29 protein-coding genes, 2 tRNA genes and 1 riboswitch are annotated in these 24739 nt (G+C 60.4%); of the genes, 22 read left to right on the forward strand and 9 right to left on the reverse strand.

The genetic code is table 11. The features are described 5' to 3' along the window. Positions 1–16 precede the first annotated feature (16 nt). On the reverse strand, positions 17–1081 hold the full coding sequence (mgrA, locus tag AACH73_RS04945; RefSeq protein ID WP_338735587.1) for an L-glyceraldehyde 3-phosphate reductase: 1065 nt from the start codon (positions 1079–1081) through the stop codon (positions 17–19). 70 nt (positions 1082–1151) lie between these two features. On the opposite strand from mgrA, the gene AACH73_RS04950 reads away from it, so the two are divergent. From AACH73_RS04950 to sigJ, 3 genes are all read left to right on the forward strand, one after another. Then, complete coding sequence (locus AACH73_RS04950; protein WP_338735588.1) at positions 1152–1811, forward strand: GNAT family protein; 660 nt, start codon at positions 1152–1154, stop codon at positions 1809–1811. Positions 1812–1895: 84 nt separating this feature from the next. After that, complete coding sequence (locus AACH73_RS04955; protein WP_272740315.1) at positions 1896–2348, forward strand: carboxymuconolactone decarboxylase family protein; 453 nt, start codon at positions 1896–1898, stop codon at positions 2346–2348. 9 nt (positions 2349–2357) lie between these two features. Next, complete coding sequence (sigJ, locus tag AACH73_RS04960; RefSeq protein ID WP_338735589.1) at positions 2358–3236, forward strand: RNA polymerase sigma factor SigJ; 879 nt, start codon at positions 2358–2360, stop codon at positions 3234–3236. Between the two features lie 4 nt (positions 3237–3240). On the opposite strand, the gene metB is transcribed toward sigJ, so the two are convergent. After that, positions 3241–4407 (reverse strand): cystathionine gamma-synthase, encoded by a 1167-nt coding sequence (metB, locus tag AACH73_RS04965; protein ID WP_272740313.1) that lies wholly within the window; start codon positions 4405–4407, stop codon positions 3241–3243. 36 nt (positions 4408–4443) lie between these two features. Next, positions 4444–5427, reverse strand: a complete 984-nt coding sequence (locus tag AACH73_RS04970; protein WP_338735590.1) for a homoserine O-succinyltransferase — start codon at positions 5425–5427, stop codon at positions 4444–4446. Positions 5428–5513: 86 nt separating this feature from the next. After that, positions 5514–5619: riboswitch (SAM riboswitch) on the reverse strand. A gap of 119 nt (positions 5620–5738) precedes the next feature. Here AACH73_RS04970 and AACH73_RS04975 point away from each other — a divergent pair. Beyond that, a complete protein-coding gene (locus AACH73_RS04975) occupies positions 5739–6269 on the forward strand; it encodes a chalcone isomerase family protein (protein ID WP_338735591.1) in 531 nt (176 codons plus the stop codon). Next, complete coding sequence (locus AACH73_RS04980; RefSeq protein ID WP_338735592.1) at positions 6266–7015, forward strand: SDR family NAD(P)-dependent oxidoreductase; 750 nt, start codon at positions 6266–6268, stop codon at positions 7013–7015. Before AACH73_RS04975 ends, AACH73_RS04980 begins: the two co-directional genes overlap by 4 nt. Here the strand turns inward: AACH73_RS04980 and AACH73_RS04985 are convergent. Further along, on the reverse strand, positions 7012–7908 hold the full coding sequence (locus AACH73_RS04985) for a DMT family transporter (protein WP_338735593.1): 897 nt from the start codon (positions 7906–7908) through the stop codon (positions 7012–7014). The genes AACH73_RS04980 and AACH73_RS04985 overlap by 4 nt on opposite strands. Before the next feature lie 162 nt (positions 7909–8070). On the opposite strand from AACH73_RS04985, the gene AACH73_RS04990 reads away from it, so the two are divergent. From AACH73_RS04990 to AACH73_RS05005, 4 genes are all read left to right on the forward strand, one after another. Beyond that, a complete protein-coding gene (locus AACH73_RS04990) occupies positions 8071–9750 on the forward strand; it encodes a homoserine dehydrogenase (RefSeq protein ID WP_338735595.1) in 1680 nt (559 codons plus the stop codon). A gap of 49 nt (positions 9751–9799) precedes the next feature. After that, a complete protein-coding gene (locus AACH73_RS04995) occupies positions 9800–10156 on the forward strand; it encodes an MmcQ/YjbR family DNA-binding protein (protein WP_338735597.1) in 357 nt (118 codons plus the stop codon). Continuing rightward, positions 10153–11007: a 23S rRNA (adenine(2030)-N(6))-methyltransferase RlmJ gene (gene rlmJ, locus AACH73_RS05000; protein WP_338735598.1), complete on the forward strand. Its 855-nt coding sequence runs from the start codon at positions 10153–10155 to the stop codon at positions 11005–11007. The genes AACH73_RS04995 and rlmJ overlap by 4 nt, the downstream gene beginning before the upstream one ends. Before the next feature lie 121 nt (positions 11008–11128). Next, on the forward strand, positions 11129–11668 hold the full coding sequence (locus tag AACH73_RS05005; protein WP_338735599.1) for a hypothetical protein: 540 nt from the start codon (positions 11129–11131) through the stop codon (positions 11666–11668). 37 nt (positions 11669–11705) lie between these two features. Here the strand turns inward: AACH73_RS05005 and AACH73_RS05010 are convergent, their stop codons facing one another. Both AACH73_RS05010 and AACH73_RS05015 read right to left on the reverse strand, forming a co-directional pair. Continuing rightward, entirely contained in the window at positions 11706–12629 is a 924-nt protein-coding gene (locus AACH73_RS05010) for an endonuclease/exonuclease/phosphatase family protein (RefSeq protein WP_272740304.1), read from the reverse strand. A 3-nt stretch (positions 12630–12632) separates the two neighbouring features. Then, entirely contained in the window at positions 12633–12950 is a 318-nt protein-coding gene (locus tag AACH73_RS05015) for a heavy metal-binding domain-containing protein (RefSeq protein ID WP_272740303.1), read from the reverse strand. Positions 12951–13037: 87 nt separating this feature from the next. On the opposite strand from AACH73_RS05015, the gene AACH73_RS05020 reads away from it, so the two are divergent. Further along, entirely contained in the window at positions 13038–13526 is a 489-nt protein-coding gene (locus AACH73_RS05020) for a DUF4112 domain-containing protein (protein WP_338735600.1), read from the forward strand. A 61-nt stretch (positions 13527–13587) separates the two neighbouring features. Beyond that, positions 13588–14052, forward strand: a complete 465-nt coding sequence (locus AACH73_RS05025) for a hypothetical protein (RefSeq protein WP_338735601.1) — start codon at positions 13588–13590, stop codon at positions 14050–14052. Positions 14053–14096: 44 nt separating this feature from the next. On the opposite strand, the gene AACH73_RS05030 is transcribed toward AACH73_RS05025, so the two are convergent. Continuing rightward, a tRNA-Thr gene (locus tag AACH73_RS05030) sits at positions 14097–14171 on the reverse strand. Between the two features lie 117 nt (positions 14172–14288). Here AACH73_RS05030 and AACH73_RS05035 point away from each other — a divergent pair. From AACH73_RS05035 to AACH73_RS05080, 10 genes are all read left to right on the forward strand, one after another. After that, positions 14289–14432 (forward strand): hypothetical protein, encoded by a 144-nt coding sequence (locus AACH73_RS05035; RefSeq protein WP_272740300.1) that lies wholly within the window; start codon positions 14289–14291, stop codon positions 14430–14432. A 122-nt stretch (positions 14433–14554) separates the two neighbouring features. Continuing rightward, positions 14555–15856, forward strand: a complete 1302-nt coding sequence (gene murA, locus AACH73_RS05040; protein ID WP_338735602.1) for a UDP-N-acetylglucosamine 1-carboxyvinyltransferase — start codon at positions 14555–14557, stop codon at positions 15854–15856. A 5-nt stretch (positions 15857–15861) separates the two neighbouring features. Continuing rightward, the gene (locus tag AACH73_RS05045) at positions 15862–16314 is read left to right on the forward strand and encodes a DUF2948 family protein (protein ID WP_272740298.1); all 453 of its coding nucleotides are present in this window, start codon (positions 15862–15864) and stop codon (positions 16312–16314) included. A gap of 2 nt (positions 16315–16316) precedes the next feature. Then, positions 16317–16772, forward strand: a complete 456-nt coding sequence (locus AACH73_RS05050; RefSeq protein WP_272740297.1) for a UPF0262 family protein — start codon at positions 16317–16319, stop codon at positions 16770–16772. Positions 16773–17064: 292 nt separating this feature from the next. Then, a complete protein-coding gene (locus tag AACH73_RS05055) occupies positions 17065–17592 on the forward strand; it encodes a porin family protein (protein ID WP_338735603.1) in 528 nt (175 codons plus the stop codon). Between the two features lie 243 nt (positions 17593–17835). Next, on the forward strand, positions 17836–18057 hold the full coding sequence (gene infA / locus AACH73_RS05060; RefSeq protein ID WP_041658556.1) for a translation initiation factor IF-1: 222 nt from the start codon (positions 17836–17838) through the stop codon (positions 18055–18057). 32 nt (positions 18058–18089) lie between these two features. After that, positions 18090–18662, forward strand: a complete 573-nt coding sequence (locus tag AACH73_RS05065) for a Maf family nucleotide pyrophosphatase (RefSeq protein WP_272740295.1) — start codon at positions 18090–18092, stop codon at positions 18660–18662. Further along, positions 18659–19669 carry a ribonuclease E/G gene (locus tag AACH73_RS05070; RefSeq protein ID WP_272740294.1) on the forward strand — a complete coding sequence of 337 codons (1011 nt, stop codon included), beginning with the start codon at positions 18659–18661 and terminating at the stop codon, positions 19667–19669. The genes AACH73_RS05065 and AACH73_RS05070 overlap by 4 nt, the downstream gene beginning before the upstream one ends. Positions 19670–19687: 18 nt before the next feature. Next, the gene (gene yacG, locus AACH73_RS05075) at positions 19688–19936 is read left to right on the forward strand and encodes a DNA gyrase inhibitor YacG (protein WP_272740293.1); all 249 of its coding nucleotides are present in this window, start codon (positions 19688–19690) and stop codon (positions 19934–19936) included. Positions 19937–20045: 109 nt separating this feature from the next. Beyond that, positions 20046–20121 (forward strand) — tRNA-Phe (locus AACH73_RS05080). 35 nt (positions 20122–20156) lie between these two features. On the opposite strand, the gene AACH73_RS05085 is transcribed toward AACH73_RS05080, so the two are convergent. Next, positions 20157–21068 carry a LysR family transcriptional regulator gene (locus AACH73_RS05085; protein ID WP_272740220.1) on the reverse strand — a complete coding sequence of 304 codons (912 nt, stop codon included), beginning with the start codon at positions 21066–21068 and terminating at the stop codon, positions 20157–20159. A 401-nt stretch (positions 21069–21469) separates the two neighbouring features. On the opposite strand from AACH73_RS05085, the gene AACH73_RS05090 reads away from it, so the two are divergent. After that, positions 21470–24244 carry a TonB-dependent receptor gene (locus tag AACH73_RS05090; protein WP_338735604.1) on the forward strand — a complete coding sequence of 925 codons (2775 nt, stop codon included), beginning with the start codon at positions 21470–21472 and terminating at the stop codon, positions 24242–24244. A gap of 82 nt (positions 24245–24326) precedes the next feature. Here the strand turns inward: AACH73_RS05090 and AACH73_RS05095 are convergent, their stop codons facing one another. After that, positions 24327–24719, reverse strand: a complete 393-nt coding sequence (locus AACH73_RS05095) for a hypothetical protein (protein WP_272740218.1) — start codon at positions 24717–24719, stop codon at positions 24327–24329. Positions 24720–24739 lie beyond the last annotated feature (20 nt).

The following is a 24739-nucleotide window of genomic DNA, read 5'->3' on the forward strand; positions in this document are numbered from 1 at the left end:
CTCCGGCGCTTTTTTTTCAGGCTCTGAAATGCGGATTGTCGATCAGATCCTGACCCGTGGACTTCGGCGGAGCCGTGAAAATGCCGGGCAGGGCGTCGCGCGTCAGTTGGTCCAACCGCACCAGTTCGTCATCACTGAAAGCGAGGTTGTCCAGCGCGCCAAGGCTGTCGGTCAGTTGCTCGACAGTACGTGCCCCGATCAGGGTCGAGGTGACGCGCTCATCCTTCAGCGTCCAGGCCAGAGCCAGGCGCGCCAGAGATTGCCCGCGCGCCTTTGCCAGCTCATTGAGCTGACGGATCAGGGCCAGCTTGGCGTCGGTCAGTCCGGCGCGCACCCAGTCGAGGCGGGCGGCGCGTGAATCTTCGGGCAGACCGCTCAGGTATTTGTCGCTCAGAAAACCCTGCGCCAGAGGTGAAAAGACGATGGTGCCGACACCGTTGCGCGCGTTAGTCTCCAGCAGTGCCGGTTCGATCCAGCGATCCAGCAGGCTGTAGTTCGGCTGGCTGATCAGCAGGGGCACCCCCAGTGATTTGAGAATATCGGCGGCCTTTTGCGTCAGGTCCGGGCCGTAGTTGGAAATACCGACATAGAGCGCCTTGCCCTGCTGGACCAGCGTCGCCAGCGCGCCCATGGTTTCTTCCAGCGGCGTATGCGGGTCCGGGCGGTGCGAATAGAAGATATCGACATAGTCGAGACCCATGCGCTTCAGGCTCTGGTCGCAGGACGCGATCAGGTGCTTGCGCGTACCGGTCATGGAGCCGTAGGGGCCGTCCCACATCTGCCAGCCGGCCTTTGATGAAATGATCAGCTCATCACGATAAGCCTTCAAATCTTCGGCGAAAATGCGCCCGAAGTTTACCTCGGCTGAGCCCGGTGGCGGACCGTAATTATTGGCCAGGTCGAAATGGGTGACGCCGCGATCAAAAGCCGCGCGCAGCAGGGCGCGTTGCGTTGCCAGAGCGTCAATATCTCCGAAATTATGCCACAGGCCCAGCGAAATCGCCGGCAGTTTCAGGCCCGAAGCCCCGCAGCGGCGATAGGGCATGGCGTCGTAACGCTTAGTGGCGGCAGAATAGGTCATGAAACGCTCCCGGTTTTCGTTGTCGATATGGCTAAAATGATTTAGGCGGCAAGGGAAGTAGGGATAAGCCATGAGTCTTGAAAACTGGACGCCGCGTCCCCGACCGGCGGCGAAGACGATTGTGGGCCGGTATGGCCGTCTGGAACCGCTCGACTGGGCGCGTCATCGGGCGGGGCTCTATGCGGTCGCCGGTGGTGAGGGGAATGGCGATTTGTGGCGCTATATGCCGCTCGGTCCCTATATGGGCGAAGCGGCCTTTGAGCGCGACTTCGAAGCCAAGCGCGCGCAGGAAGGCTGGGAAACGCAGGTTATCCTCAATGCCCACGGGGTGGTCATGGGCATGGCCTCTTTCATGCGTATCCGCGAGGCGCAGGGAAGCGCTGAAATCGGCGCCGTGCTGTTTGGGCGCGCGTTGCAACGCACGGCACTGGCCACCGAAGCTGTGTTTCTGATGGGGTGCTATCTGTTTGACGAACTGGGCTATCGCCGTTTTGAATGGAAGTGCAACGCGGCCAATCTGGCCTCGGTGCGGGCGGCGGAACGCTTCGGTTTTACTTACGAGGGCACCTTTCGCCAGGACATGGTGATGAAGGGCGAAAACCGCGACACGGCATGGTTTTCAATAGTTGATTCTGAGTGGCCGCGCATCCGCTCCGCCTATGAGGCTTGGCTCGACCCGGCTAATTTCGATGGCACGGGCCGTCAGATTTTCCGCCTGAAGACCAGATAATTTCGGCGTCCTGTCACAACCGCTTCGGCTGGCTCGTCTTGCCTTCAAGGCCGCACCCAAGCGGCGGTGAAAAGGAGACGTGTTATGTCGCAACGGATCAATGGCTATGCCGTCGCCCCCGAAGCCTATAAGGCCAAAGCGGCGCTCGAAGACTATTTCAAAACCACCGCTATCGAGCCGTCGCTGATGCACCTGATCAAGGTGCGGGTGTCGCAAATCAATCATTGCGCCTACTGTCTGCACATGCACCGCGAAGAGGCGCTCAAGGATGGCGATACGGAAAAGCGGCTCCTGCTGCTCGATGCGTGGCGCGAGTCGGGCCTGTTCACCCCCCGTGAACGCGCCGCCCTGGCCTGGGCTGAGAGCGTGACCTTGATCTCGACCACCGAAGCGCCGGACGCCGATTATGAGGCCATGCGGTTTGAATTTAACGAAAAGGACGCGGTTGACCTGACCTTTCTGATCGCGCAGATCAATGGCTGGAACCGCATCGCTGTGCCATTGCGGCAGGTCCATCCGCAGGACCGGGCCAGATAGGAGCGCGGGATGATCGCCGATTTCGAGAGTCATCGCCGCTATCTGATCGGCGTCGCCTACCGCATGTTGGGCACCGTCGCTGAGGCTGAGGACGTGGTGCAGGAGGCCTATATCCGTACCCGCGATACCGAAACCGTCGTACATCCACGGGCCTTCCTGACGCGGGTGGTGACGCGGCTCAGCCTCGATGTCCTCAAATCGGCGCATCGTCAGCGCGTGACCTATGTCGGACCGTGGCTCCCCGAGCCTCTGCACGATATCAGCGATTTCCCGGGCGCAAGGGCCGTAGAGGGACTGTCGGACGACCTGTCAATCGGGCTGCTTTACGCGCTGGAAAGGCTTAGCCCCCTGGAGCGTGCGGCCTTCCTACTGCACGACGTGTTCGGCGTGGGGTTTGCCGACATAGCGGCCACTTTGGAGCGCTCCGAAGCCGCCTGTCGGCAATTGGCGGCAAGGGCGCGCAAGGCGGTGCGGCGCGACAAAACACCTGCCGCACGGTTTGCGGTTACGCCCGATGATGAACGCGCCTTCCTTGAGGCCTTTCTGGAGGCGTCGCAGTCCGGAGACGTAAGCGCTCTGGAAGCCCTGCTGACGCGCGACGCGACGCTCCATTCCGATGGCGGTGGCAAGGTGTCAGCCGCCCTCAACGTGCTGGAAGGCCGCGACCGGGTGCTGAAATTCATGGTCGGTATCTACCAGAAATTCCGCCAACACACGGTGGTGCGGGTCGAGTTTGTACAGGCCAATGGGGCCCTGTCGGTGCTCAGTCACCACACGGATGGCACCCGCGATCTGCTCACTATCGAAACTCACGACGGGCGCGCCAGGGCCATCTATTTCGTGCGCAACCCGGACAAGCTGAAGCGGTTTCAGGGTCTGGGTCGCTGAAGGGTCAGGCCACCTGCAAGGCCCGGTCGAGCGCAGCGATCAGGTCCGTCGGGTCTTCGAGGCCAATCGACAAACGCAGCAGGCCCTCGGTAATCCCCGCCGTAGCCTGCGCTTCCGGCGACATGGCCGCATGGGTCATCGACCCCGGATGCACGATCAGGCTTTCGACCCCGCCCAGACTTTCGGCTAGGCTGAACAGGTCAACGACTTCGAGCACGCGCTTGACGGCCTCAAGTCCGCCCGACAGTTCGAAACTCATCATGGCTCCGAACCCCTTTTGCTGACGTTTCGCCAGTGCGTGCTGCGGGTGTGACGGCAGGCCGGGATAGAAGACGCGCGATACGGCTGGGTGAGCGTCGAGGAATTCGGCAATGGCCTGCGCTGACTCCTGCTGCTGCTTTACCCGCACCAGAAGCGTGCGCACGCCGCGCAGCGTCATATAGGAGTCAAACGCGCCCGGTGTCGAACCGAGGCAATTGGCCCACCAGCGATAGGTGGTGACGTCCTCTGCCGTGGTGCAGACCAGCGCCCCGCCTATAACGTCCGAATGGCCATTGATATATTTGGTCGTCGAATGGATGACGAAATCGGCCCCGAACGCGATGGGGTTTTGCAGGGCAGGTGACAGGAAGGTATTATCCACGGCGACCTTCGCCCCGGCCGCGTGGCCGAGCGCGATCAGCTTTTCGAGGTCGATAACGCGCATCAGCGGGTTGGACGGCGTCTCCAGCAGCAACAGACCCGCCGGCTGCGACAGAGCAGACTCCATAGCCGCATCGTCGCCCTGATCGACATAGACGACTTCGATCAATCCTTGACGACGGCGTGCGTTGAGCAGTCGTTGCGTACCACCATAACAGTCGTGGGGGACGATAACACGTTTGTTGGGCAGGTCCTGCCACAGAAGGTCCAGCGCCGCGAGGCCGGACGCGGTCATCACCGCACCTGCGCCACCTTCCAGGTCGGCGATCACATCGGCGATGATGTCACGCGTCGGATTGCCGGAACGGGCGTAGTCATAACCGCGCTTTTGCCCGAAACCGGCGAAGGAATAGTTGGACGACAGGTAGATCGGCGGCATGACCGCCCCATGGGCGCGGTCCGTGTCGATGCCGATATTGATGACCTTGGTGCCGGGTTTGGCGTCTTTGAGATAGTCTTTTCTGGACATGTTCATTCCTGCCCGTTCTCCCTAAAGGGAGACGGGCTAATCGTTGAGGGATGTGCGAACAATATCGGACACCAGACGGATTTCTTTGAGGAAAGCGTCGTGTCCGTAAAGTGAGGGGAAGTCGATAAAGACGCTGTCTCTCAGCGTCTCATGCAGGGTCTGCATGTCGGAATAGGGCACCAGCCGGTCGGTCGGGACGGCGGCCAGAAACACCTTCGCTTTGATCTTTGCCGGGTCAACGCGGTGACGATCCAGCGAGTCCGACATGGATATCCAGCGATTGGCGTTCGACGCATAGGCATCGCCGCGCGCCCGCAGATAGCCGCAAACCGCGTAGTTATCGCCGGCCCAGTCGGGGGCCGGGCCATCAAAACGCTCGGAAAATTCGGCTTCGGAACGATAGGTGGTCATGGCCAGTTGCCGCGCCAGTGAAATCCCTTCCTGCTCACGGCCTGTATCGAGACCGAACTTCAGCAGGCGGCGTTGCAGGCCGCGCATCGCTGTGGCCATCGGGTGCGCCCTGTGCGCCGCCGAAATGCAGCAGACGCGGTCGATATAGTCGGGATAAAGCTCGGCAAAGGCCAGCCCGATCATCGCCCCGTAAGACGCGCCGATAAAGGCAAAAACATGAGCGACCTCAAGGTGATCGAGGATCAGCTTCACCAAACGTGCCTGATCGTGCGTGGTGATGGTATAGACCTGAGAGGCGGGCAGGCGCGGGGCAAATTCAATAGACAGGACGCGAAACCTGTTGAGATCCAGCGCCTCACCGGGGCCCGCCACGCCCTCCCACCAGCCGGGGGCAGTGTCGGTGGAATCTTCCTTGGCAAACAGGATACGCCCGGCCGAAATACCGCCGGCGGCCACCACGACGCGGCCATCGGCGGGGCCATAGAGGCGCGCGACCACGTCGGTCTGTTCGAGTTTCTGTCCGCTTTGCAAACGGAAATCGTCCGGAATATCGACGCGGATATCGGTGCCGGTCAGATCAGGCATGGACAAGGGTTTGATAAAGCTCATATCGGTAAAAGCTCAGTGGTCCGGTGCGAAACAGGGGCTCAACGGACCAGTCGGGAGAAGACACGGCCACACAGCCGCTGTCGCTTCTCTCATCTGTCGGAAGCGCACTTCCGCAGGAGTTGGCACCATTCCGAAGAGTCGGCGGTTGCCCCAGCGTCGTCGGGCCTGTCCCTCGGCTGGTCTCGATGAGTTATGTGCGCTTATGCGCCCAAGTTCGGTTTGTCGTCAAGAGGTTGATGGACCTGAGGCCTTTTCGCATAAGAAGCGCATAAGCGGGTCATCCGGCAGCGGCTGTCATGCGTAATGACGATATGACCCAAATCAAACGTCGCGCGCTCTTGGTTTCTCTTGGCGTTCTGCCCCTCTCGATCACTGCTTTTGCTGGGCGCGCCGAGGTTCCGGCGGGCGTGCCTGACGGCAAGCTGGTCGGCAAGGGCCGTTACAGTGTGCTGGGCCTGTCGATTTTTGACGCCAGCCTCTATGCGCCCAATGGCCGCTATGACCCGCAAAAGCCGTTCGCCCTGCGGCTGGACTATCTCCGAAACATCACCGCGAAGCATATCGTCGATCATTCGGTGGTCGAAATCCGCAAACAGGGCTTTTCGGACAGGGCCAGGCTGGAAGAGTGGCGGCAGCAGATGAGCGCCATTTTTCCGGACATCCGTTCGGGGGCCTATATTACGGGTGTGCGCAACGCCGATGGTTACGCCCAGTTCATTCACAATGGCCGTTCCATCGGCACTATCCGCGATAAGCAATTTACGCGCCTGTTCTTCGATATCTGGCTGGGCAGCCGGACCTCCTCGAAAGCACTGCGCGCCAGACTCCTGGGGGAAGCATGAGCCCGCGAAAGACACCCAAACGCACCTGGATCATCGGGGCCTCCAGCGGCATAGGTGAGGCGCTGGCCGAACGGCTGGCGGCGCGGGGTGAGGAAATCATCCTGTCGGCGCGCAATACCGAGGCGCTGGACACGATCTGTAAACGCCTGAAGGGCCGCGGGCATCGCGTCCTGCCGCTGGATGTATCGGACGGTGCGGCGGTGGCGCGCTCAGCGATATGGTTGAGGGACACGGTGGGGCCGCTTGATCGTGTGCTGTTTTTTGCCGGGGCCTACACGCCGATGAAGCTGGGGCAGATCGACCTCGGTGACATGGGCCGCATTATAGATACCAACCTCAAAGGGGCCTTCTATGTCGTGGAGGCCGCCCTGCCGGTCATGGCGGAAAAAGGTCAGATCGCCCTTTGCGCGTCGGTTGCGGGTTATCGCGGCCTGCCCAATGGTCAGCCCTATGCGGCCACCAAGGCGGGGGTGATTTCTTTGGCGACCTCTTTGCGCGCCGAACATGGCGACCGGCTGGATATAAAGGTCATCAATCCGGGCTTTGTCAAAACGCGCCTGACGGACAAGAACGGTTTTGAGATGCCGATGATGATTACGCCGGAAAAGGCCGCCCGCGCCATTGCCCGCGAACTGGACAGCAAACGCTTCGAAATCCACTTCCCGAAGGGCTTTACGCGGATGGTCAAACTTCTGGCGCTGCTGCCCGACGGACTTTATTTCAACGCCGTCAAAGGGATGCGTTAGGTAGGTTGTGAGGCTTTAGGCCGGCCCCATTCGGCCAGCACGATACCGGCAATGACCAGAGCCAGCGCCCAGAAGTGAAACCCGTGCAGAGGCTCGCGCAGGATCAGCACCGACAGGATCACCCCGAACAGCGGGATGGTGTTGATGAACAGGCCGGCCCGGTTGGCCCCGATCAGCTCGACGCCCCACACATAGCAGACCTGTGCCACCAATGATGGCAGAAGGCCGGTATAGAGCACGATCAGCCAGCCGGTGGTATCGGGCCAGACGATACCGGTATCGCGCGACATCCACAGCAGATAGGGCAGGGCGGCCCCTATGGCCCCAATGGTCGGAATGGCCATCAGGCTTTGCCAGTGGATCGCCGGCTTATAGCGCAGGGCGATCGTATAGGCCCCGTAATTGATGACGGCCAGCAGCATCAGGGCATCGCCGAGATTGAGGTCCAGCCGCACAATATTGCGCAGATCGCCATGCGTGGCCGTCAGCATGACGCCGATAGCGGTGACGCTGAAGCCCGCGACCTGCGCCCACGAGGCTGTGATGCGATAAAGCGCGTAGTTCAGCCCCATAATCACCAGAGGAATACCGGCGTCTTCGATCACCACATTGATGGCGCTGGTGTGCTCAAGCGCGGTGTAGAGCAGGATATTGAACGACGCGAAACCGAAGAAGCCATAGGCCAGAAGGAGCGGCAGGTGCTGACGGATGACGGGCCAGTCGCGGCGCAAAGGCTTAACAGAGAGGGCAAAGATCACCAGCGCCGCCAGTATCCAGCGTGCGGCCGACAGCATGGCGGGGCTGATATGCCCCACGGCCAGCTTGCCCGACACCATATTGCCCGCCCACAGGATCGAGGCGATCAGCAGGCAGGCATAGGCCTTCAGGCTCACGGATGATTTTAGATACTGCTGCAACGACTTCTCTCCGTCGTCGCGCGCTTAACACGAAAAACGGAGCGCGCCTTATCTTTTTTCTTTGAATTCGTTGAAAAGACTTATAACGCCATGCTTACCCGCCTGCCGTAAGGGCGATCGGAATAAGGATCTGAGAACATGTCTACCCTTGTCGTGAAATTCGGTGGTTCGGTTCTGACCTCCGAAGCGGCCCTGCACCGCGCCGTGTCCGAGGTTTATCGCTATGTGCGCGACGCGCAAAAGGTGATTGCTGTTATTTCGGCCTTCAAGGGTGAGACAGACCAGCTTATGCGTCTGGCCGTTGGCTATACGCAGGCCTCGGCCTCTTCGGCGACGCCGCACCTGCTGGCGACCGGTGAAATGAAGGCCTCGACCCTGTTCGCCATGGCCTGCGAGCGGTCGGGGATCGTGACGCGCTTTCGTTCGGTGGCCGAAATCGGTCTGACCGCTGAAGGGGATCATTTCAATGCTCAGCCGGTCAGCCTGAAGACCGAAGTGCTGATCAACGACCTGAAAGCCTCCGATCTGGTGGTGGTGCCGGGGTATGTGGCTGAAAACGCCGCCGGTGAGCCTGTGCTTCTGGGGCGGGGCGGCTCGGACCTGACCGCCGTCTTTATCGGCAAGGCCCTGCGTGACGCCGGTGTCGAGGCGCGCGTGCGTCTCAATAAGGACGTCGATGCGGTCTATGATATCGACCCCAATACCTATCCCGATACAGCCAAGCCCTACGCCGCCCTGTCGTGGGAGGAGGCCGAAAAGATCGCCTTCCCCGTCGTGCAGGCCAAGGCCATGAAATACGCCCACGAGCACGGGCTGGAGGTCGAGGTCGCGGGCATGGCGCGCGGGTATGAGACCGTGCTGGGGGCCAAGACGGCGGAACGCAGGACGCCGGGCTTTGCGCGCAAGATCCGTGTAGCGGTGATGGGGGCGGGGGGCGTCGGCTCGATGTTCCTGCAACGCTGCCTTGAATGGTCGGACCTGATCGAGGTCGATCGCGTACTGGTGCGTGATCCGTCGAAGCGCCGCGACCATCCGCTGGCGGGTAAGTTTACCTCGGATGCACGTAACTTTGCCCGCGCTGATGTCGATGTGTTCGTCGATATCGGCACCGGCGTGTCGCCCTCGGCGGAACTGCTGGAGCAGTTTCTCAAACTGGGCGTCGGCGTCACCTCTGCCAATAAGCAGGCGGTGGCCGCTGTTCAGGGCAAGCTGAAGGACGCGGCGAAAGCGTCGGGCGCGGCGCTGACCTATTCGGCTTCGGTCGGAGGCGGGGCCCCGGTCATCGAAGCCCTGCTGCGCGCCGTCAAGTCGCACAAGATCAAGAGCATTGCCGGGGTGGTCAACGGCACCTCCAACTTCGTGATTGACCAGGTCGAAGCGGGTAAGACCTTCGATGCGGCCATGGATGAGGCGCGCCGTCTGGGCTTTGCCGAGCCAGATTCTACGGCCGATCTTGATGGCACGGATGTGGGGGCCAAGCTGCGCCTGCTGCGCGAAATCGCCTTCCCCGGCGTGACGCCCGTGCACGTTGAGGTCGGGGCCATCACGGCGGAATCGCTGGTCATCCCCAAGGGCAAGGGCTTGCGCTACGTGGCGCGCGCCATAATGACGTCTAAGGGTCTTGAGGTGTCGATGAAGCTGGAGGAGCTTCCCGCCGATCACTATCTGGTGGGGGCCAAGGGCGAGCAGAACCGCGCCATTATCGAGCTGGAAAACGGAGACTTCTGGTACGTGACGGGCAAGGGGGCCGGGGCCTGGCCGACGTCGGAATCGCTGCTGGCCGACACGCTGGAGATCGCCCGCGGTCTGAAGGGGTGACATCTCAGGTGCCTCCCCCCATTTACGGGTAGGTGCTATAGGTAACGCCATGACCCTCGACGACCTCAATGCCTTCTGCCGGTCGCTCCCCGCCACCACCCATGTGGTGCAGTGGGGGCAGTCCGATGTGTGGAAGGTCGGTGGTAAGGTCTTCGTCGTTGCGGGCACGCAACCCGACGGACACCTGTCGTTCAGCGTCAAGGTGACACCCATGACCTTTGAAATCCTGCGCGATCATCCCGATTGCCGCCCGGCCCCCTATCTGGCCTCACGCAGCATGAGCTGGATACAGTATTATACCGGCCATCAGATGTCCGACGACGAACTGCGTGGCTTGATTGCTGACTCGCATCGTCTGGTCGCGGATGGCCTGTCGAAAAAGAAACAGAAGGAATTAGGGCTTTGAACTATCGCCACGGCTTCCACGCCGGGAACTTCGCCGACCTGTTCAAGCACGCGGTTCTGCTGAATTTTCTGCGCGCCCTGCGTGAGATGGGGCAACCGCTTCAGGTGGTGGACAGCCACGCCGGGGCCGGTCAGTACGACCTGTCCGATCCGACCTTTTCGCGCTCCAAGGAGGCCGAGGCCGGGATCGGCTATCTGCTGGGGCGTGACGTGCCGCCAAGTCTCATCCCCTTGTCGGACTATGTGTGGGCCAAGAACCGCGCGGCCGGGTTCAAAACGCGCATCGGCCTCTATCCCGGCTCGCCGCTTCTGGTGCTTGACCATCTGACGGCAGAAGGCCGCTATATGGGCTGCGAGTTGCGCAAGGACGATTACGAGCGCTTGAGGGAGACGGTGACGCCGCGCGGCAAGGCCCGCCATACGGATGGCTATGAGGCGGCGGTCGAAATGGTCGAACCGGACAAGGATTTCTTTCTGCTGATCGACCCGCCGTTCGAGCAGTTCGAGGATTATGAGCGCATCAATCTCTCCCTGCGTGACGTGCTGAAAAAACAGCCCGCCACCAAGGCGCTGGTGTGGTTGCCGCTGAAAGACCTTGAAACCTTCGATCGCTTCCTGCGCCATATGGAATGCGAGCTTCTGGAGGACCAGACGGGCGAGGGCGGGCCGGACATTGCCGTGGCCGAACTGCGCCTGCGCCCGCTGACCCATCCGTTGAAGATGAACGGCTGCGCGCTGGTGACGGTCAATGCGCCGGCGTCGGTGGTCAGGGCCATGCGCGACATTGCCGAGGATCTGGCTCAGGTCTTTGCCGAACCGGGGGGTAAGGCCTCGGTGTGGAGGTTGGATTAATCGCCGATCACGCGAATTTGCCTGCTTAGGGCGATGGGTCGCATAGGCGGCTGTGGATTTCTGTGTTAGATTTTGTGCGCTGCAATATTTTTCGAGCGCACGAGGCCCCGAGATGTTGACCATGACGCAATCCGATCTGCCCCCCTTTTCGCTGCCCACCTCCGAAGAGATGAAGAGCGCGACGGAGCGCCTGACCCATTTCTGGATCGGGGCCTGTTCGCCCATGTGGGTGCCGTTTTTTGCCGCGACCAGCTTTGGTGTCTCCGCCTGGATGTTGTCCGGAGCGACGGCCCGCCGCGCGGGAGGCAACGACCTCTATAAGGACCTGCCGCACGGCTTTGTCGATATGATGAGCCTGCGACAGAGTTGGTTCAAGGCCAGCGAAGACGCGGCGCATGTGCTGGAAGAGGTCAATGAGGCGGTGCGCGAAGCCGCCGTTGCCCCCGTCATAGCCGCGATCGAGGTTGAAGACGCGGTTGTGGACGCCTTGACGGAGGTATCGGCACCGGTGCACATCGAACCCTTGCCGACATTTGAGGCCCCTACCGTCGAGACCGGGGTCAGTGAAGAGGTAGAGTCAGAGCCGGTGGTCACCCCGGTGTTTGAGCCCCTGTCGGCGGTCAAGGCCGCTCCCAAGCGCCGTCCGGCGCCGCGTAAGTAATTATGGAACGGCCGGATGCGCGAACCGCATCCAGCCGTCATGACTTCGCCGGATAGATGTCGAAAACAATCGGTCGGTGGTCGGAACCGTAATAGGGCCCGGACTTGCGATTGCGCAGGGTCAGGTCCTTACCCGCAAAGCCGTTGTCTATGCCAATGCGCAAAGGCGCGGGCAGCACCGCCGGCCATGTGCCGACCGGGGCCGGGGCAGCGAACAGGTGCAGGTGGCGACTGATATCCATAAGGCCTGAGGCTGAGGGGGTGGTGTTGAAATCCCCGACCAGCACCGTGCGCTCCGGCTGTTCGTCGCGCAGGTCCGCGCCAAGCCGCTCCAGTTGGCGCGGTTGGTCGCCCGGTGCACTGAATGGCCATGGACGCGTCAGATGCGCCACGGCCAGATGAAACGCTCCCGCAGGTGCCGCGACCTCTACGGTTAGCAGGCTGTAACCAATGGGGCGGGCGCGCGGCCGCGTCAGGGGGTAGCGCGAAAAGACGAAAGTGTCATAGCGGCGAGCCACGTGGGGATAGGTCTGGCGTAATTTTGCCGCCAAGGTTGCTTCGGCCAGAGGCCCGGCTTCGACCATGGCCACGACATCGGGGTTTTCTGCTCTGACCCACTCAAGCAGTCGCTCCGGCGTCTCGTTCTTGGCGTACAGGTTGGCGAACATGAGCCGCACCGGGGTCGCCTTCGTTTCCGTTGGCGGGTGGGGCGGGCTGATCTGCGACCAGAAACTCACCCCCAAAAGACCAGCTGCCATAAGGCTCATCAGCGCCGAGGCCCGCTGCCGCAACTGGATCAGCACAAAGCTCGCCGCCACCGCCACAGTGAGGAGGGGGGCCGTGAAGATGTCGATCAGGTACCCACGCGCTTCATGCGGATCGAGCAGGCACACGGCCCCCATGCCCAGCAGCGCCAGGCTGAGCACAAAGCCCAGAAACGAAAACACACGCAGAACCAGCACGGATCAGCGCAGGATGACAGCGGTGCCGGAGCAGGTCACCATCAGCATGGTGCCCTGAGAGACGGTTTCATAATCGAGATCGACGCCGACAATGGCATTGGCGCCGTGTTGCGCGGCTTCTTCCTGCATTTCCTTCAAGGCGGCTTCGCGTGCGGCGCGCAGCACTTTTTCGTAAGAGCCCGAACGGCCGCCGATAATGTCGCGGATACCCGCAAACAGGTCACGGAAGATATTTGCCCCCAGAATAGCCTCACCGGTAACGACGCCGATATAGGTGTCGATACTGCGGCCTTCGACATTCGGTGTGGTTGTGACGATCATGGTTAATTCCCCTCGCTCATCTGATTGACGCATAACCCCGCTACAGGCAATCTCTGTAGCCATAACGGGCGAAGGGGAGCAAGTGACATGTTCGTCAGATCGGCATACGAGGTTCAGAAGACCTATGACTCCATAGGCACGATTAAACGCCTCTCGGATCGTATCGTCGGTATCGGCCCCATCAATATCATCGGTCTGGACGGATTGTTGTCGTGGGTGCCCGTGCCGGGCGTTGCCGCCGGTTACTCAATCATCGCCAGCCTGTTTATCCTGATTAACGCGGTGCGGGTGCGCATCAGCCCTATCACCTTTGTGCAGACCCTGTTCGTTCTTTCGATTGATGCGGGAATTAGCGGTTTTGACGGCATTATCCCCCTTCTGCCGGTATCCGGTCTGGCGGACACACTGTTTCAGGGGCACCTCTACGCCGCGCACATCGTGCAAAAGGAAATCGAAAAAACCCTTTATATCGAAGAGAGTGGCCGTGAGGCCTATGCATCGGGCCGCCATAAAGACCATTTGGCTACCCTGAAGTCTACCAGGGGCAAGAAGCGTCTCGTCTATCTTTTGCCCTGACTTTCGTTCCCGGTCTCTTTTTTGAGCGGACACTGACTGGCGTCAGCCTGATGAGGCCCGAATGTGTCGCTGCAAAACACACCTGCGCTCGGGCTGCCCCTGCTGCAAGCGGGACAGGCACAAAACATATCTCATTGAATTAAAGTCTCTGGCGGCTCGACGCCCTCAGTCAGGCGAAGGGCAAGACCCGTGCGGTCACCGCGCAACCGGCAACCCCACAGCGGGGCGACGCCTACATTATTTTAACGGTAAGGGCGGCCCGGTTCGTAATATCGACACCTCTGAGCAGCTTCTGGCGGCCACCCACGTCGAAGGCGATACGGGGGATAAGTTGAGCGGCGACGGGGTGGATACCATTGCCATCGGTGCCGACGACACGGCGCACATCTGGACCGATATAGTCAGTTTCAACATGCCTTCCGGCAGTATCGGCTATTACACCACGACCACTTCGGCGATCCGGGCGCAAAGGGACATCCGTTCAACGAGAGGACGGGCGGTGCCAGGTACGTTCGGCGCATGGTAGGCTGAAAATGGCGAAGGCCCGGTCGTTTCCGAACCGGGCCTTCATGGTGCCGTATGGCAGGATTGAACTGCCGACCTCAGCCTTACCAAGGATGCGCTCTACCACTGAGCTAATACGGCTGAACCGGTGTTAACACCGGCTGAGGACGGGGCTAATACCCAAACCGGCGCGAAACGCAAAGCGAAAAGTGCATTTTTCGCTCGCTTTTTGTGGATGGAACGCTAAATCACCGCCTTATGAGCGACTCTCCGAATAAAAACCCCAGGGATGAGAAGGCCGAGCGCCTTAATGCCGCCCTGCGCGCCAATCTCCAGCGCCGCAAGGCCGCCGCACGCCGCCCCGAACCGACGCCAGCGCCGCAAGACGAGACGAAAAACTAGCTGTTGCACCTGCGGCCCGGTGATGTAGAACGCCAAATCCATTTTGTTTCATCCGCCGGAGTCGGCGCGCCCGGACCGGGCATGAAACGAAAGCTCAAGAACATCTGGATCAGGCGTACTCAATGGATCGTATTGCGTTGGAAGGCGGCGTGCCGCTCAAGGGGGATATTCCCGTCAGCGGAGCCAAAAATTCCGCGATCAAACTGATGGCGGCGTCCCTGCTGACCTCAGACCCGGTGCGCCTGACCAATATGCCGCGTCTGGCCGATACGCGCCTGCTGGGGCGTCTGCTGCAACGCTTCGGTACGCAGATCACTGAGACCAACGGACCGGACGGGCATCAGGAAACCCTCCTGCATACGCCGGAAATCACCTCGGCCTTTGCCCCCTATGATCTGGTGCGTCAGATGCGCGCCTCGTTCAACGTGCTGGGGCCGCTTCTGGCGCGCACGGGTCATGCCAAGGTGTCGCTGCCCGGCGGCTGCACCATCGGCGCACGTCCGGTCGATCTGCACCTCAAGGCGCTGGAGGCGCTGGGGGCTCATATTGACATGCACGAAGGCTATGTTTTCGCTCAGGCACCGCGCGGCCTTAAGGGGACGGAGATCGAGTTCCCCTTCGTTTCGGTTGGCGCGACCGAGCACGCCCTGATGGCGGCCGCTCTGGCGCAGGGTACGACGGTGTTCAAAAACGCGGCCTGTGAACCCGAAATCGTCGATCTGGCCGAATGTCTGAACGCCATGGGCGCAAAGATCAGCGGGGCGGGGACGCCGACCATCGTCGTCGATGGCGTCACCTCGTTGAAGGGCACCGACTGGGCGGTGATCTGCGACCGTATCGAAGCCGGCACCTACGCGCTGGCCGGGGCGGCCATGCCGGGCAGCGAGGTGCGCCTCACCAAGGTGCGCCCGGAACTGATCGGTATTCTGCTCGACAAGATGCGTGAGGCGGGTTGCGAGATCGAAACGACCGCCGATACGGTGACCATCCGTCGCGGTCAGGGCCGCCTGAAAGCGGTCGATATCACCACCGAAGTCTATCCGGGCTTTGCCACCGACCTTCAGGCGCAGTTCATGGCGCTGATGACGCTGGCCGAAGGCGAGTCCACGGTGCGCGAGACGATTTTTGAAAATCGCTTCATGCACGTGCCGGAACTGGGGCGTCTGGGGGCCAGTATCTCGGTCCAGCACGGCGGCGAAGCGAAAGTAACGGGCGTTGAGGAACTGCGCGGGGCACAGGTCATGGCCACCGATCTGCGCGCTTCGGCCTGTCTGATCATTGCCGGTCTGGCGGCGCGCGGCGAAACCATCGTCAATCGCGTCTATCATCTGGATCGCGGCTTTGAAAACCTTGAAGGCAAGCTGTCGGCCTGCGGCGCCAATATTCGCCGTATCAAGGGCAATGACCCGATTGAGGAAGAATAAGCCTCATGTTTGGGTGGTTTCAAAATAAGCCGAAACCGCTCCGTCTTCTCGCCCAGAGCGAAGAGGACGTGGTGCCGCTGAGCGCGCTGCTGCAGGATGCGGCCCTGCGCGGCGAAGACGTGCGTTATGATGCCCGTGCCCGTGCCCTGACTCTGCGCTTCAATCGCTTTTGCCATGAACACAAGAGCCGCACGCCGTTGCGCGCCGCCTGTGCCTTGCAGATCGGCTCGATCACCGGCCTTCAGTCGCGTGGCTTCGACGTGCATCGGCCGCCGCAAGGCATGACCATCCTGCATCTGGCCACCGAACCGCTCGAAGCCCCGGCCTGCCACCTCTATCTGCGCTTTGCGGGCAAGGCCGCCGCCGAACTGAAGATCGAGGTTGAGGCCGTCGATCTTCTGCTTATGGACCTCGCCGCGCCGCATCGCGCCCGTTCGACCCCCAGCCACCCGGTGTAATTATGAAACTGGCCCGTATCGACATCGACTCCGACAGCCTGGCTTCGCCGTCGCCGGAGGTGGAGCATGAGCGTCAGGTCGCCATGTTCGACCTGATCGAAAAAAACAGCTTCAAACCCGAAGGCGGCACAGCGGAAAAATACGATCTGCGACTGGCCTATGAAGACGGGCGTCTGGTGTTTGACGTGTCGGGCGACGGCTATGCCAAGAAGTTCATGCTGTCCTTCACACCGCTCAAGCCGATCATGAAGGACTATGCCATGATCTGCGAAAGCTATTACGAGGCGTTGAAAAACGCCACGGTGGGGCAGATCGAGTCCATCGACATGGGGCGTCGCGGTATTCACAATGACGGTGCGGACCTCCTGACCGAGCGTCTGACCGGCAAGATCGAAATTGATCATGAAACGGCGCGGCGTCTGTTCACCCTGATCCACGCCCTGCACCTGCGGGGTTAATTGCTCCGTGTGGGGATAAAATGCAGGTGTGGCGCAAAAGCCGCTTTATGCGTATTTTTCCCGAAATGAATGGTCGTTCATTTTGAGTTCATCAAGATGGCGGTTTTGCCGCAATCTCTACCTAAATTGATGTTTTTCTTGTAAAAACGCCCAGAAATGGCCTTTGAGGCGGCCCATTGCGGCCCCTTTGCAGAGCGATTGTTGTCTGGTCGCTGGGGCATCAGCTCCGGCGAGTAACAATGAGTGCGGTTCACGAAAACCGCACGGCACACGAAGACAATAGGAGTTCACTATGAAGACCATGCTCATGGCTACCGCCGCTCTGGCCGCTGCGGCTTTCGGCGCGTCCACGGCTTCCGCGCAGTCCCTGTCGCAGCCCGAAGTGTATGGCTCGATCGGTGCGACCGCTACGAATAACAACAAGTCTGATTCCAGCCTCAACTCGATGAATGCGCGCCTCGGCGCCAAGCTGACCCCGCACTTCGGTGTCGAAGGTGAACTGGCGGCCGGCACCAATGGCGATACGACCAATAATGGCCGCTATAAGCTGACCAACAAGAAGGCCGCCTATGCTGTGGGCTTCCTGCCGGTGTCGGATCGCGTGGAACTGATCGGCCGCGTGGGTGTCTCGGACACTCAGTTGAAGAATTATAACAACTCGCCGATCGCCGAAGACGGCACGGCGCTGGATGTCGGTGTGGGCGCGCAGATGAAGCTCAATGACGCCTATGCCATCCGCGGCGACTATACCCGCTCGGCCTTCAAGGATGACCGGGGTAATGCCGACAACCTGTCGGTCAGCGTGGTACGCAAGTTTTAATCCTTAACTTGCGCTCAGAGGCTTGGCCTCTTAGCGGCGCGCAACCTGCGCTCCCGCTCGGTCGCTAGTCGCTTCGCTCCGGGAGTGTGTACTGGATCGGCGGAGTTCCGAAAGGGGCTCCGCCTTTTCACGCGCGCTTTCCCTCTTTCCTCTGAACCCGTTTGGGTATAAAGGGAGCGCCACTGATTTTCATGGGCGACATCGCATGACGATTCGCCCTTTTCCCTTTCCCTGTGGGGCCGAATGGCAAAAGAAGAACTGTTGGAGTTTGCGGGTACCGTTGTCGAGCTTTTGCCGAACGCGACATTCCGCGTGACGCTCGAAGACTCGGGTCATGAAATCATCGCGCACACCGCGGGCAAGATGCGCAAGAACCGCATCCGCGTGCTGGCCGGTGACCGTATCATGGTCGAAATGACGCCCTATGACCTGACCAAGGGCCGCATCACTTACCGGTTCAAATAAGTGTTGGCCGCTTTACGTAAGGGGCGTGCCTGATGCTGCCCCTTATTCTGGCCAGTGCCAGTCCCCGCCGTGTGGACCTGCTGGCCCAGATCGGTCTGAAACCCGATCGTATCCTCCCCTCCGACATTGATGAAACGCCACTGAAAGGTGAGACGCCGCGCGAATTGGCAGGGCGTTTGTCGCGCGCCAAGGCCGAAGCCGTTGCGGCACTGGTCGAAGACCCTGCCTATATTCTGGCCGCCGATACGGTGGTCGGTGTGGGCAGGCGCATCCTCCCCAAGGCTGAAACGGATGCCGAAGTGCGCGCCTGCCTGGAGCTGATGTCCGGCCGCAGCCACCGCGTCTATACCGGCGTCGCGCTGGTCTCGCCTAAGGGCCTGTCGGCGCGCGTGGTGGAAACGCGCCTGCAATTCAAACGGCTGAGCGCCGAAGAGATTGACGCCTATATGGCTTCCGGCGAAGGTCTGGGCAAGGCCGGTGGCTACGGCATTCAGGGTCGCGCCAGCGCCTTTGTCATCCACCTGATCGGCTCCTTCCCGTCGGTGGTGGGGCTGCCCACCTATGAGACCCTGCAATTGCTGCGCGGCGCGGGTTACGCGGGTTGAAACTGTATAGTGAACAGCGGTTTGGTCTGGTGCGCGCCTGTGTGGCGCGTGAGGGTCAGCCGCTGCTCTATGCCGAAGGCCCGGTGCTCGATCCCTCGCTGACCCTGTGGGGGACGCGCTCGGTGGCGCGACTGACCGCAAAGTCGGGGCGCATCGGCTTTCTCAGGCTGGCCGATGGGCAAGACTCCATGGCCGACCTCAGCGATCCGGATGCGTTGAACGAAGGTACGGCAGTGGAGGTCGAAATCGCCGCCGAAGCCCGTGCCGATAAATTGGCGCGCGCCCGCCTGTTGGGTGTCAGCGAAGGGCCGCCACGTCGCCTGTCGGACACGCTGACGCTCATCGAACGCCTGAAGCAACAGGCGCGGCGTCTGATCAACCCACAGCTCCGGTTTGAGCCTTGCGAAGACCCCGACGCCCTCGATATCGCCGAGGCGCAGGCGACCCAGCCCAGCTTTGACCTGCCCGGCGGTGGCTATCTGTCTATCGAGCCGACCCGTGCCCTGATCGCCTGCGACATCGACATGGGTCGTGCGGGGGAGGGGATGATCCACACGCCGCGTCAGGCCGCCAAGCGCCTCAACGAGGTGGCGGTGGAAGAGGTGGTGCGCCGCCTGCGCCTGTCCAATCTGGCGGGGCTGGTGGTGGTCGATCTGATCGGCAACAAGCACAATGGCGAGAAGCTGACCGGGCTGGTGCAGTCGGCCTTTGCGGCGGAAGGCCGCGCCATTGCCTGCGGGCCGATCACGCGCTTCGGCACGCTGGAATTCAGCCGGCCGTGGGGCGCCCGGCCGCACACCGAAGATACGCCACTGAGGGCGGCCCGGCAACTCCTGTGGCGCGCCGTGGCCGAGGCCCGATCGGATGCGGGGGGGCGGCTGATCCTGCGCGCCCCAGGGCCGGTGGCTGATCAGGTACGGCAGTGCCTGAAAGACAGTCTCGATCCGCTGACACCGCGCCTCAGCGTCGAAACGGCGTCTCTCAGCGAGGTTGTTCCGCTGCGATAGTCGTCCTATATGGGCCCCATGACCGAACGCAAATGCGCCTATTGCCGGCAGCCCTATCAGGTGGCTGACCAAAGCCTTCCCAATGCGGCGAAGGACTATTCTCCCTTTTGTTCCAAACGCTGCGCCGATACCGACCTCATGCACTGGCTGAAAGGCGAATACGTCATCGGCGGCACAGGCGCTCTGGCCGCCGAAGCTCAGGAGGAGGAGGGGATTGCGCCGCCCACGGACTTATCCTCACCTTTTGACGATAAAGACGCGGTTTAGGCGGGTTTTTTGCGAAATTCAGGCTTTGCGCGCTTGCCAAGCCCGAATGGCTCGCTTATTAGAGCGGCCTCCCGGCGCGGCGCACCAAGGTCGTTCCGATGTTATGAGTGCCTGGATAGCTCAGTTGGTAGAGCAGCGGATTGAAAATCCGCGTGTCGCTGGTTCGATTCCGGCTCCAGGCACCATTTCCTTGGTCTCTCACATTCGCTGTGTTGGCAGGTTACGCATTGTCGAGGCTATAGGCCTTGGCGGCCCGGCTACGAATATCCTCGATCAATGCCATGACGTGCGGATCGCTGCTGCGTTCCTTGAGGGCATAAACCCCCATTTGTACCGGGTCTGGCGCTTCGCCGGGCAAGAGTTCCACCTGCCGCAGACCGGATTTCGCGAACTCATCGGCCAGCAGGTCGCCGTGCTGAAGCACCGCGTCGGTGCCCTTGGCATAGTCGATACACGCCTGCAAGGAATTGGAAGTAAAGGCCTTGCCCACCGTGCCGCCGGTAAAGACCGAACTGGACAGGCGTTGCTGATGGCTTTCGCGGGGGAAGGCGATGGTTGAAGGATAGGCCTTGATCTCGGCCTGAGTGCGCGGGCGCGCCAGCAAAGGATGGTCCTCGCGGACAAAAAAACCATCCTGCAGGCGACCGACCGGGGCGAAGGTGGTCCCGAGATTGGGGTCGAGATCCGGCACCTTATAGCCGACGAACATCAATATGTCCCCGGCCAGAAGCTGATCCATCAGGCGCAGCACATTGCTGAGGCTGACATTGATCGATACGTGGGGATGGGTCGCGCGGTAGTCGAAGACGAGGTCGCGCAGAAAGGCTTTCCAGGCGGTGTATCCGGACCCTATGCTGATGCCGTGCTCAAAGTCATTTTTCTGACGCTCGATGGCGGCCATGGCATTGTCGTGCAGCCGCTTCATGATGAGCGCATGTTCATACAGGGTCTGACCATAGGGCGTCAGTCGCATCCCGCGAGAGGTGCGTGAGAACAGACTGACTCCGAGTGTGCGTTCGAGCTTTTTCAGATTGAAGGTGAGGGTGGGCTGGGTGACATGCAGCCGTTCGGCCGCAGTGCTGATCGACCCCGCTTCGGCGACTGACAGAAATTGCAAAAGGACCCGATCCATTACGCGCTCCGATATAGATTTTTTCTATATAACGCGCGAAATTTCGTATTATTCAACGCAAATCTGGCATGTTAAAATTCTGACCTGATTACAGAAAACTGCCCGTATCAAATAGCCGTAAAATAATACAAGCTATAGATCGCGCAAAAGAAAAAAAATTTATAATCTATATTCACTCGACGCGCATACGGCGCAGTCGAGATTTTCCCGTTTCATTTACACATTTTGCTTTTTAAATAGAATTTCTTATTTCGTGGTGCAAATTTGTCTCAATTGTAGATTCATTGCTGTAATTGCACTTGAATGAATAAAAATCATCATATACGATCAAATTCAATCACGATCATTAGTGCGTGATCGAGTCTCGCGCTCGAACCAGAAAAACAAAAGGGAGCATCCTCATGAACAATGTCAGGTGGCGCAGCCATGCGTCCGTCGCCGCGCTCGTTATGGCCATGTGCAGCGCCAGCGGTATCGTGCAGGCGCAAGAGGTCTCGGCGTCCACGGCGGCGGCTGAACCGGAAGTGGTTGTTGTCCGCGGCATCCGCAGTTCGTTACGGTCTTCGATGAATGTCAAACGCGATGCGGTGCAGGTCGTCGATGCCATTACCGCTGAAGATATTGGTCAGTTCCCGGACAAGAATCTGGGGGAAGCCCTGCAACGCGTGACGGGTGTTCAGATCAGCCGTCAGGATGGCGAAGGCCGGGGCGTGTCCATTCGCGGCGGCGATCCCAACCAGACGCGCGTCGAAGTCAATGGCTCGACAGCTATGTCGCTGACCGTCGGCGCAGGCGACCGGGCGGTTGATTTCCGCGATCTGCCTGTCGAATTTATTTCCCGCCTTGAGGTCGTGAAGTCGGCCACTCCGGACATGAGCGAAGGCGGTGTCGGTGGTACGGTCCGGATTGTCACGCGACGCCCGTTCGACAGCCGTAAGCCCTTCTTTGCGGCGTCCGCCCAGGGTGTCTATTCCAACATTGCCGAAAGCTGGGACCCGAAGTTGGCGATCATCGGTTCGCGTCTGTTTGCCGGCGATACGTTGGGTGTGCTGGTAAGCGCCACCTACGAAGACCGCCACCTGTTTTCGAATAATGCGCGCACAACCGGCTGGATTCGCCGCACGGATGCGGCCCGCAGTCGCGCCACTGGAGCCACAGGACGTGACTCTGATCTTAATGGCGATGGCGTCAAAGACTGGATCCCCGAAATTCCGCGCCTGATTATGGATCGGCGCGACACCAAGCGGGCGGCCCTGTCGAGCGTCGTCGAATGGCGTCCGAACGATTACCTCAACCTGTTTGCGGAACTCACCTATGCCCGCGCCAAAGAAGAGGTGTACAGCCAGTTCCTGCAACTGAGCGGTTCGTCTGGCGAAATCGACTACGCCAATTCGCGTGTGGGTGCTGATAACACGGCCTCGCATGTCGAACTGGTTTCGACCTCGGCCTTTCCGATTGATCTGACCTACCGGAATATCCTCGGCAGCCTGACGCGCACCCAGTACACCTCCGCCATTGGCGGTAAGTGGACGGTGGGGGAATGGCTGTTTGACGGCCGCGTATCCTACTCAAAGGGTGACGTTCATAACGATGAAATCAACTCGACCGCCGTCGTGTTCGGCGTACCGCGGGCGGTCATCGACTATACGGGCTCGCAAGGGTCGCCGCAGTTCAGCTTCCCCGGTCTGGATGTAAAAACAGGGCAGGGTGTCAATCAGCTTGATGCCGTCTATAACCCGCGTGACAATGTCGCCGACGAACTGGCGGCGCGTTTTAATGCCACATGGACGCCGTCGGACTCGTTGTGGATCACCAGCGTCAAGTTCGGCGTCTCGCGCACGGAGGTGAGCAATGAAAGCCTCCTGTATCAGCGCACCATCCGTCTGGCCAACCGCACGCCCATGCCCACCAGTTCTGGTGCAGCCGTCGTCTATTCGGTGCCGGCAGCGACCCTGCAATCCATCGTCAACGTCAATTCGCGCGTTAACGACATTCCCTTCTTCAAGACGGGCGACCTCGGCTATTCCGGCGGTGTGCGTCAGTGGGTCGATAATACCTACGCGACCTACTGGGCGACGATTGCCGCCAGCGGCACGACGATGGATGTCCATGCGACGAACCAGAACGCCAACACCATGGGCAGCTATCAGGCCTTTCTTGACACTTGGACCGTCGAGGAAAACACCAACGCCGCCTATGTGCAACTGGGCTTCCGCTTCGACAATGACTTCCCCTTCCCGGTGGACGGGGTCATTGGTGGCCGCCTGATCGACACTGATACCAAATCGAGCGGCTATAACCGCGTGCAGGGGACCGGGGGCGCTGTGACCTTCGTGCCCGGTGTCCGTGAAGGCGGCTATTCAGAGTTCCTGCCATCCTTCAACATGCGCATGAAGTTTGTGCCGAACAAATGGGTTGGCCGCTTTACCGCCAGCAAGGTCATGTCGCGCCCGGCCCCCAGCCAATTGGCGCTACGCCGTTCGACCGATATTGTCGGCCTGACCGGTTCGCGCGGCAATCCGGACCTGCTGCCCTTTTCGGCGGCTCAGTTCGATCTGGGGCTGGAACATTATCTCAATGCCGACAGCTTCTGGTCGGTGACGCTGTTCCGCAAGGACATTTCACGCTTCATCGTTAATCAGTCCTCACCCGAAGTCATTGATGGGACAACCTATAACATCACCCGTCCGGTCAACGACAATTCGCCAGTAAAGATCACAGGTGTCGAGGCGGGCATTCAGTATGCTTTCGACTTCCTGCCAGCACCGTTCAACGGGCTTGGGATACTGGCCAATGTTACCGTTCAGGAGGATAAGGGGTATAAGGGCACCAACGCCATCACCGGCGAGGCCCTGCCTTATCCTGGTCTGTCCAAGACCAGCTATAACGGCTCGCTCTACTACGAAAACGACAAGCTAAGCGCGCGTCTGTCCTACAACTGGCGCGACAAGTGGCTCATCACGCCGACCGGTCGCGGCAATTTGCCCGAATTCAACAAGGCCTATGGCTCGCTCGACGCGGCGTTTAACTACAACGTCACCCCGAACTGGACGGTCTTTGTCGAAGGGGTCAACCTCACTGACGAGGTGCGCGTGGAATATAATGCGGATGCGCGCATCATCGGTAACGAGACCTTCGGAAGCCGCATCTTCATGGGCGTTCGCTTCAAGAACTAGCCAGGTCTGAGATGTCACTTATGGTCCTGCCGTCACCGGCGGGACCATTTTTGCATGTCGGGACGCAAGGGGCGCTAAGGGATCAGAAATTGCGGCCGCGCGATTGACGGCGGTTGAACTGAAGCTTGTCTAGGTCAATGACCAGTTGCACGGAGTCGTAATTGACCTCCGGGCGCACCATGCGGTTTTCGCCCTTGTGCAGGGTGACGAGTCCGTGCTTTTCCATGTTTTGCAGGATTTCAGCCACGGTGCGGATATTACGACCGGTCATTTCCGCCAGTTGCAGAAGGGATTGCGGCTTCGATTCGCGAATGACGTTAAGAACGGCCAGGTTTTGGCCGGCCAGTGTCCGCGCCAGTGCCGGCAGCGAGCGGAACCAGATTTCCGGCGTGCCATCCGTCATCGACTGGATGCTGTCGTCCGAATCGTCATCACCGCAATAGTCCGTGATGCCGACCTTTAAAACCTTGCTCATATTCAACCTGCTGACGCGAC

The sequence above is a fragment of the Asticcacaulis sp. DW145 genome (assembly GCF_037101385.1).
GTDB lineage: Bacteria > Pseudomonadota > Alphaproteobacteria > Caulobacterales > Caulobacteraceae > Asticcacaulis > Asticcacaulis currens.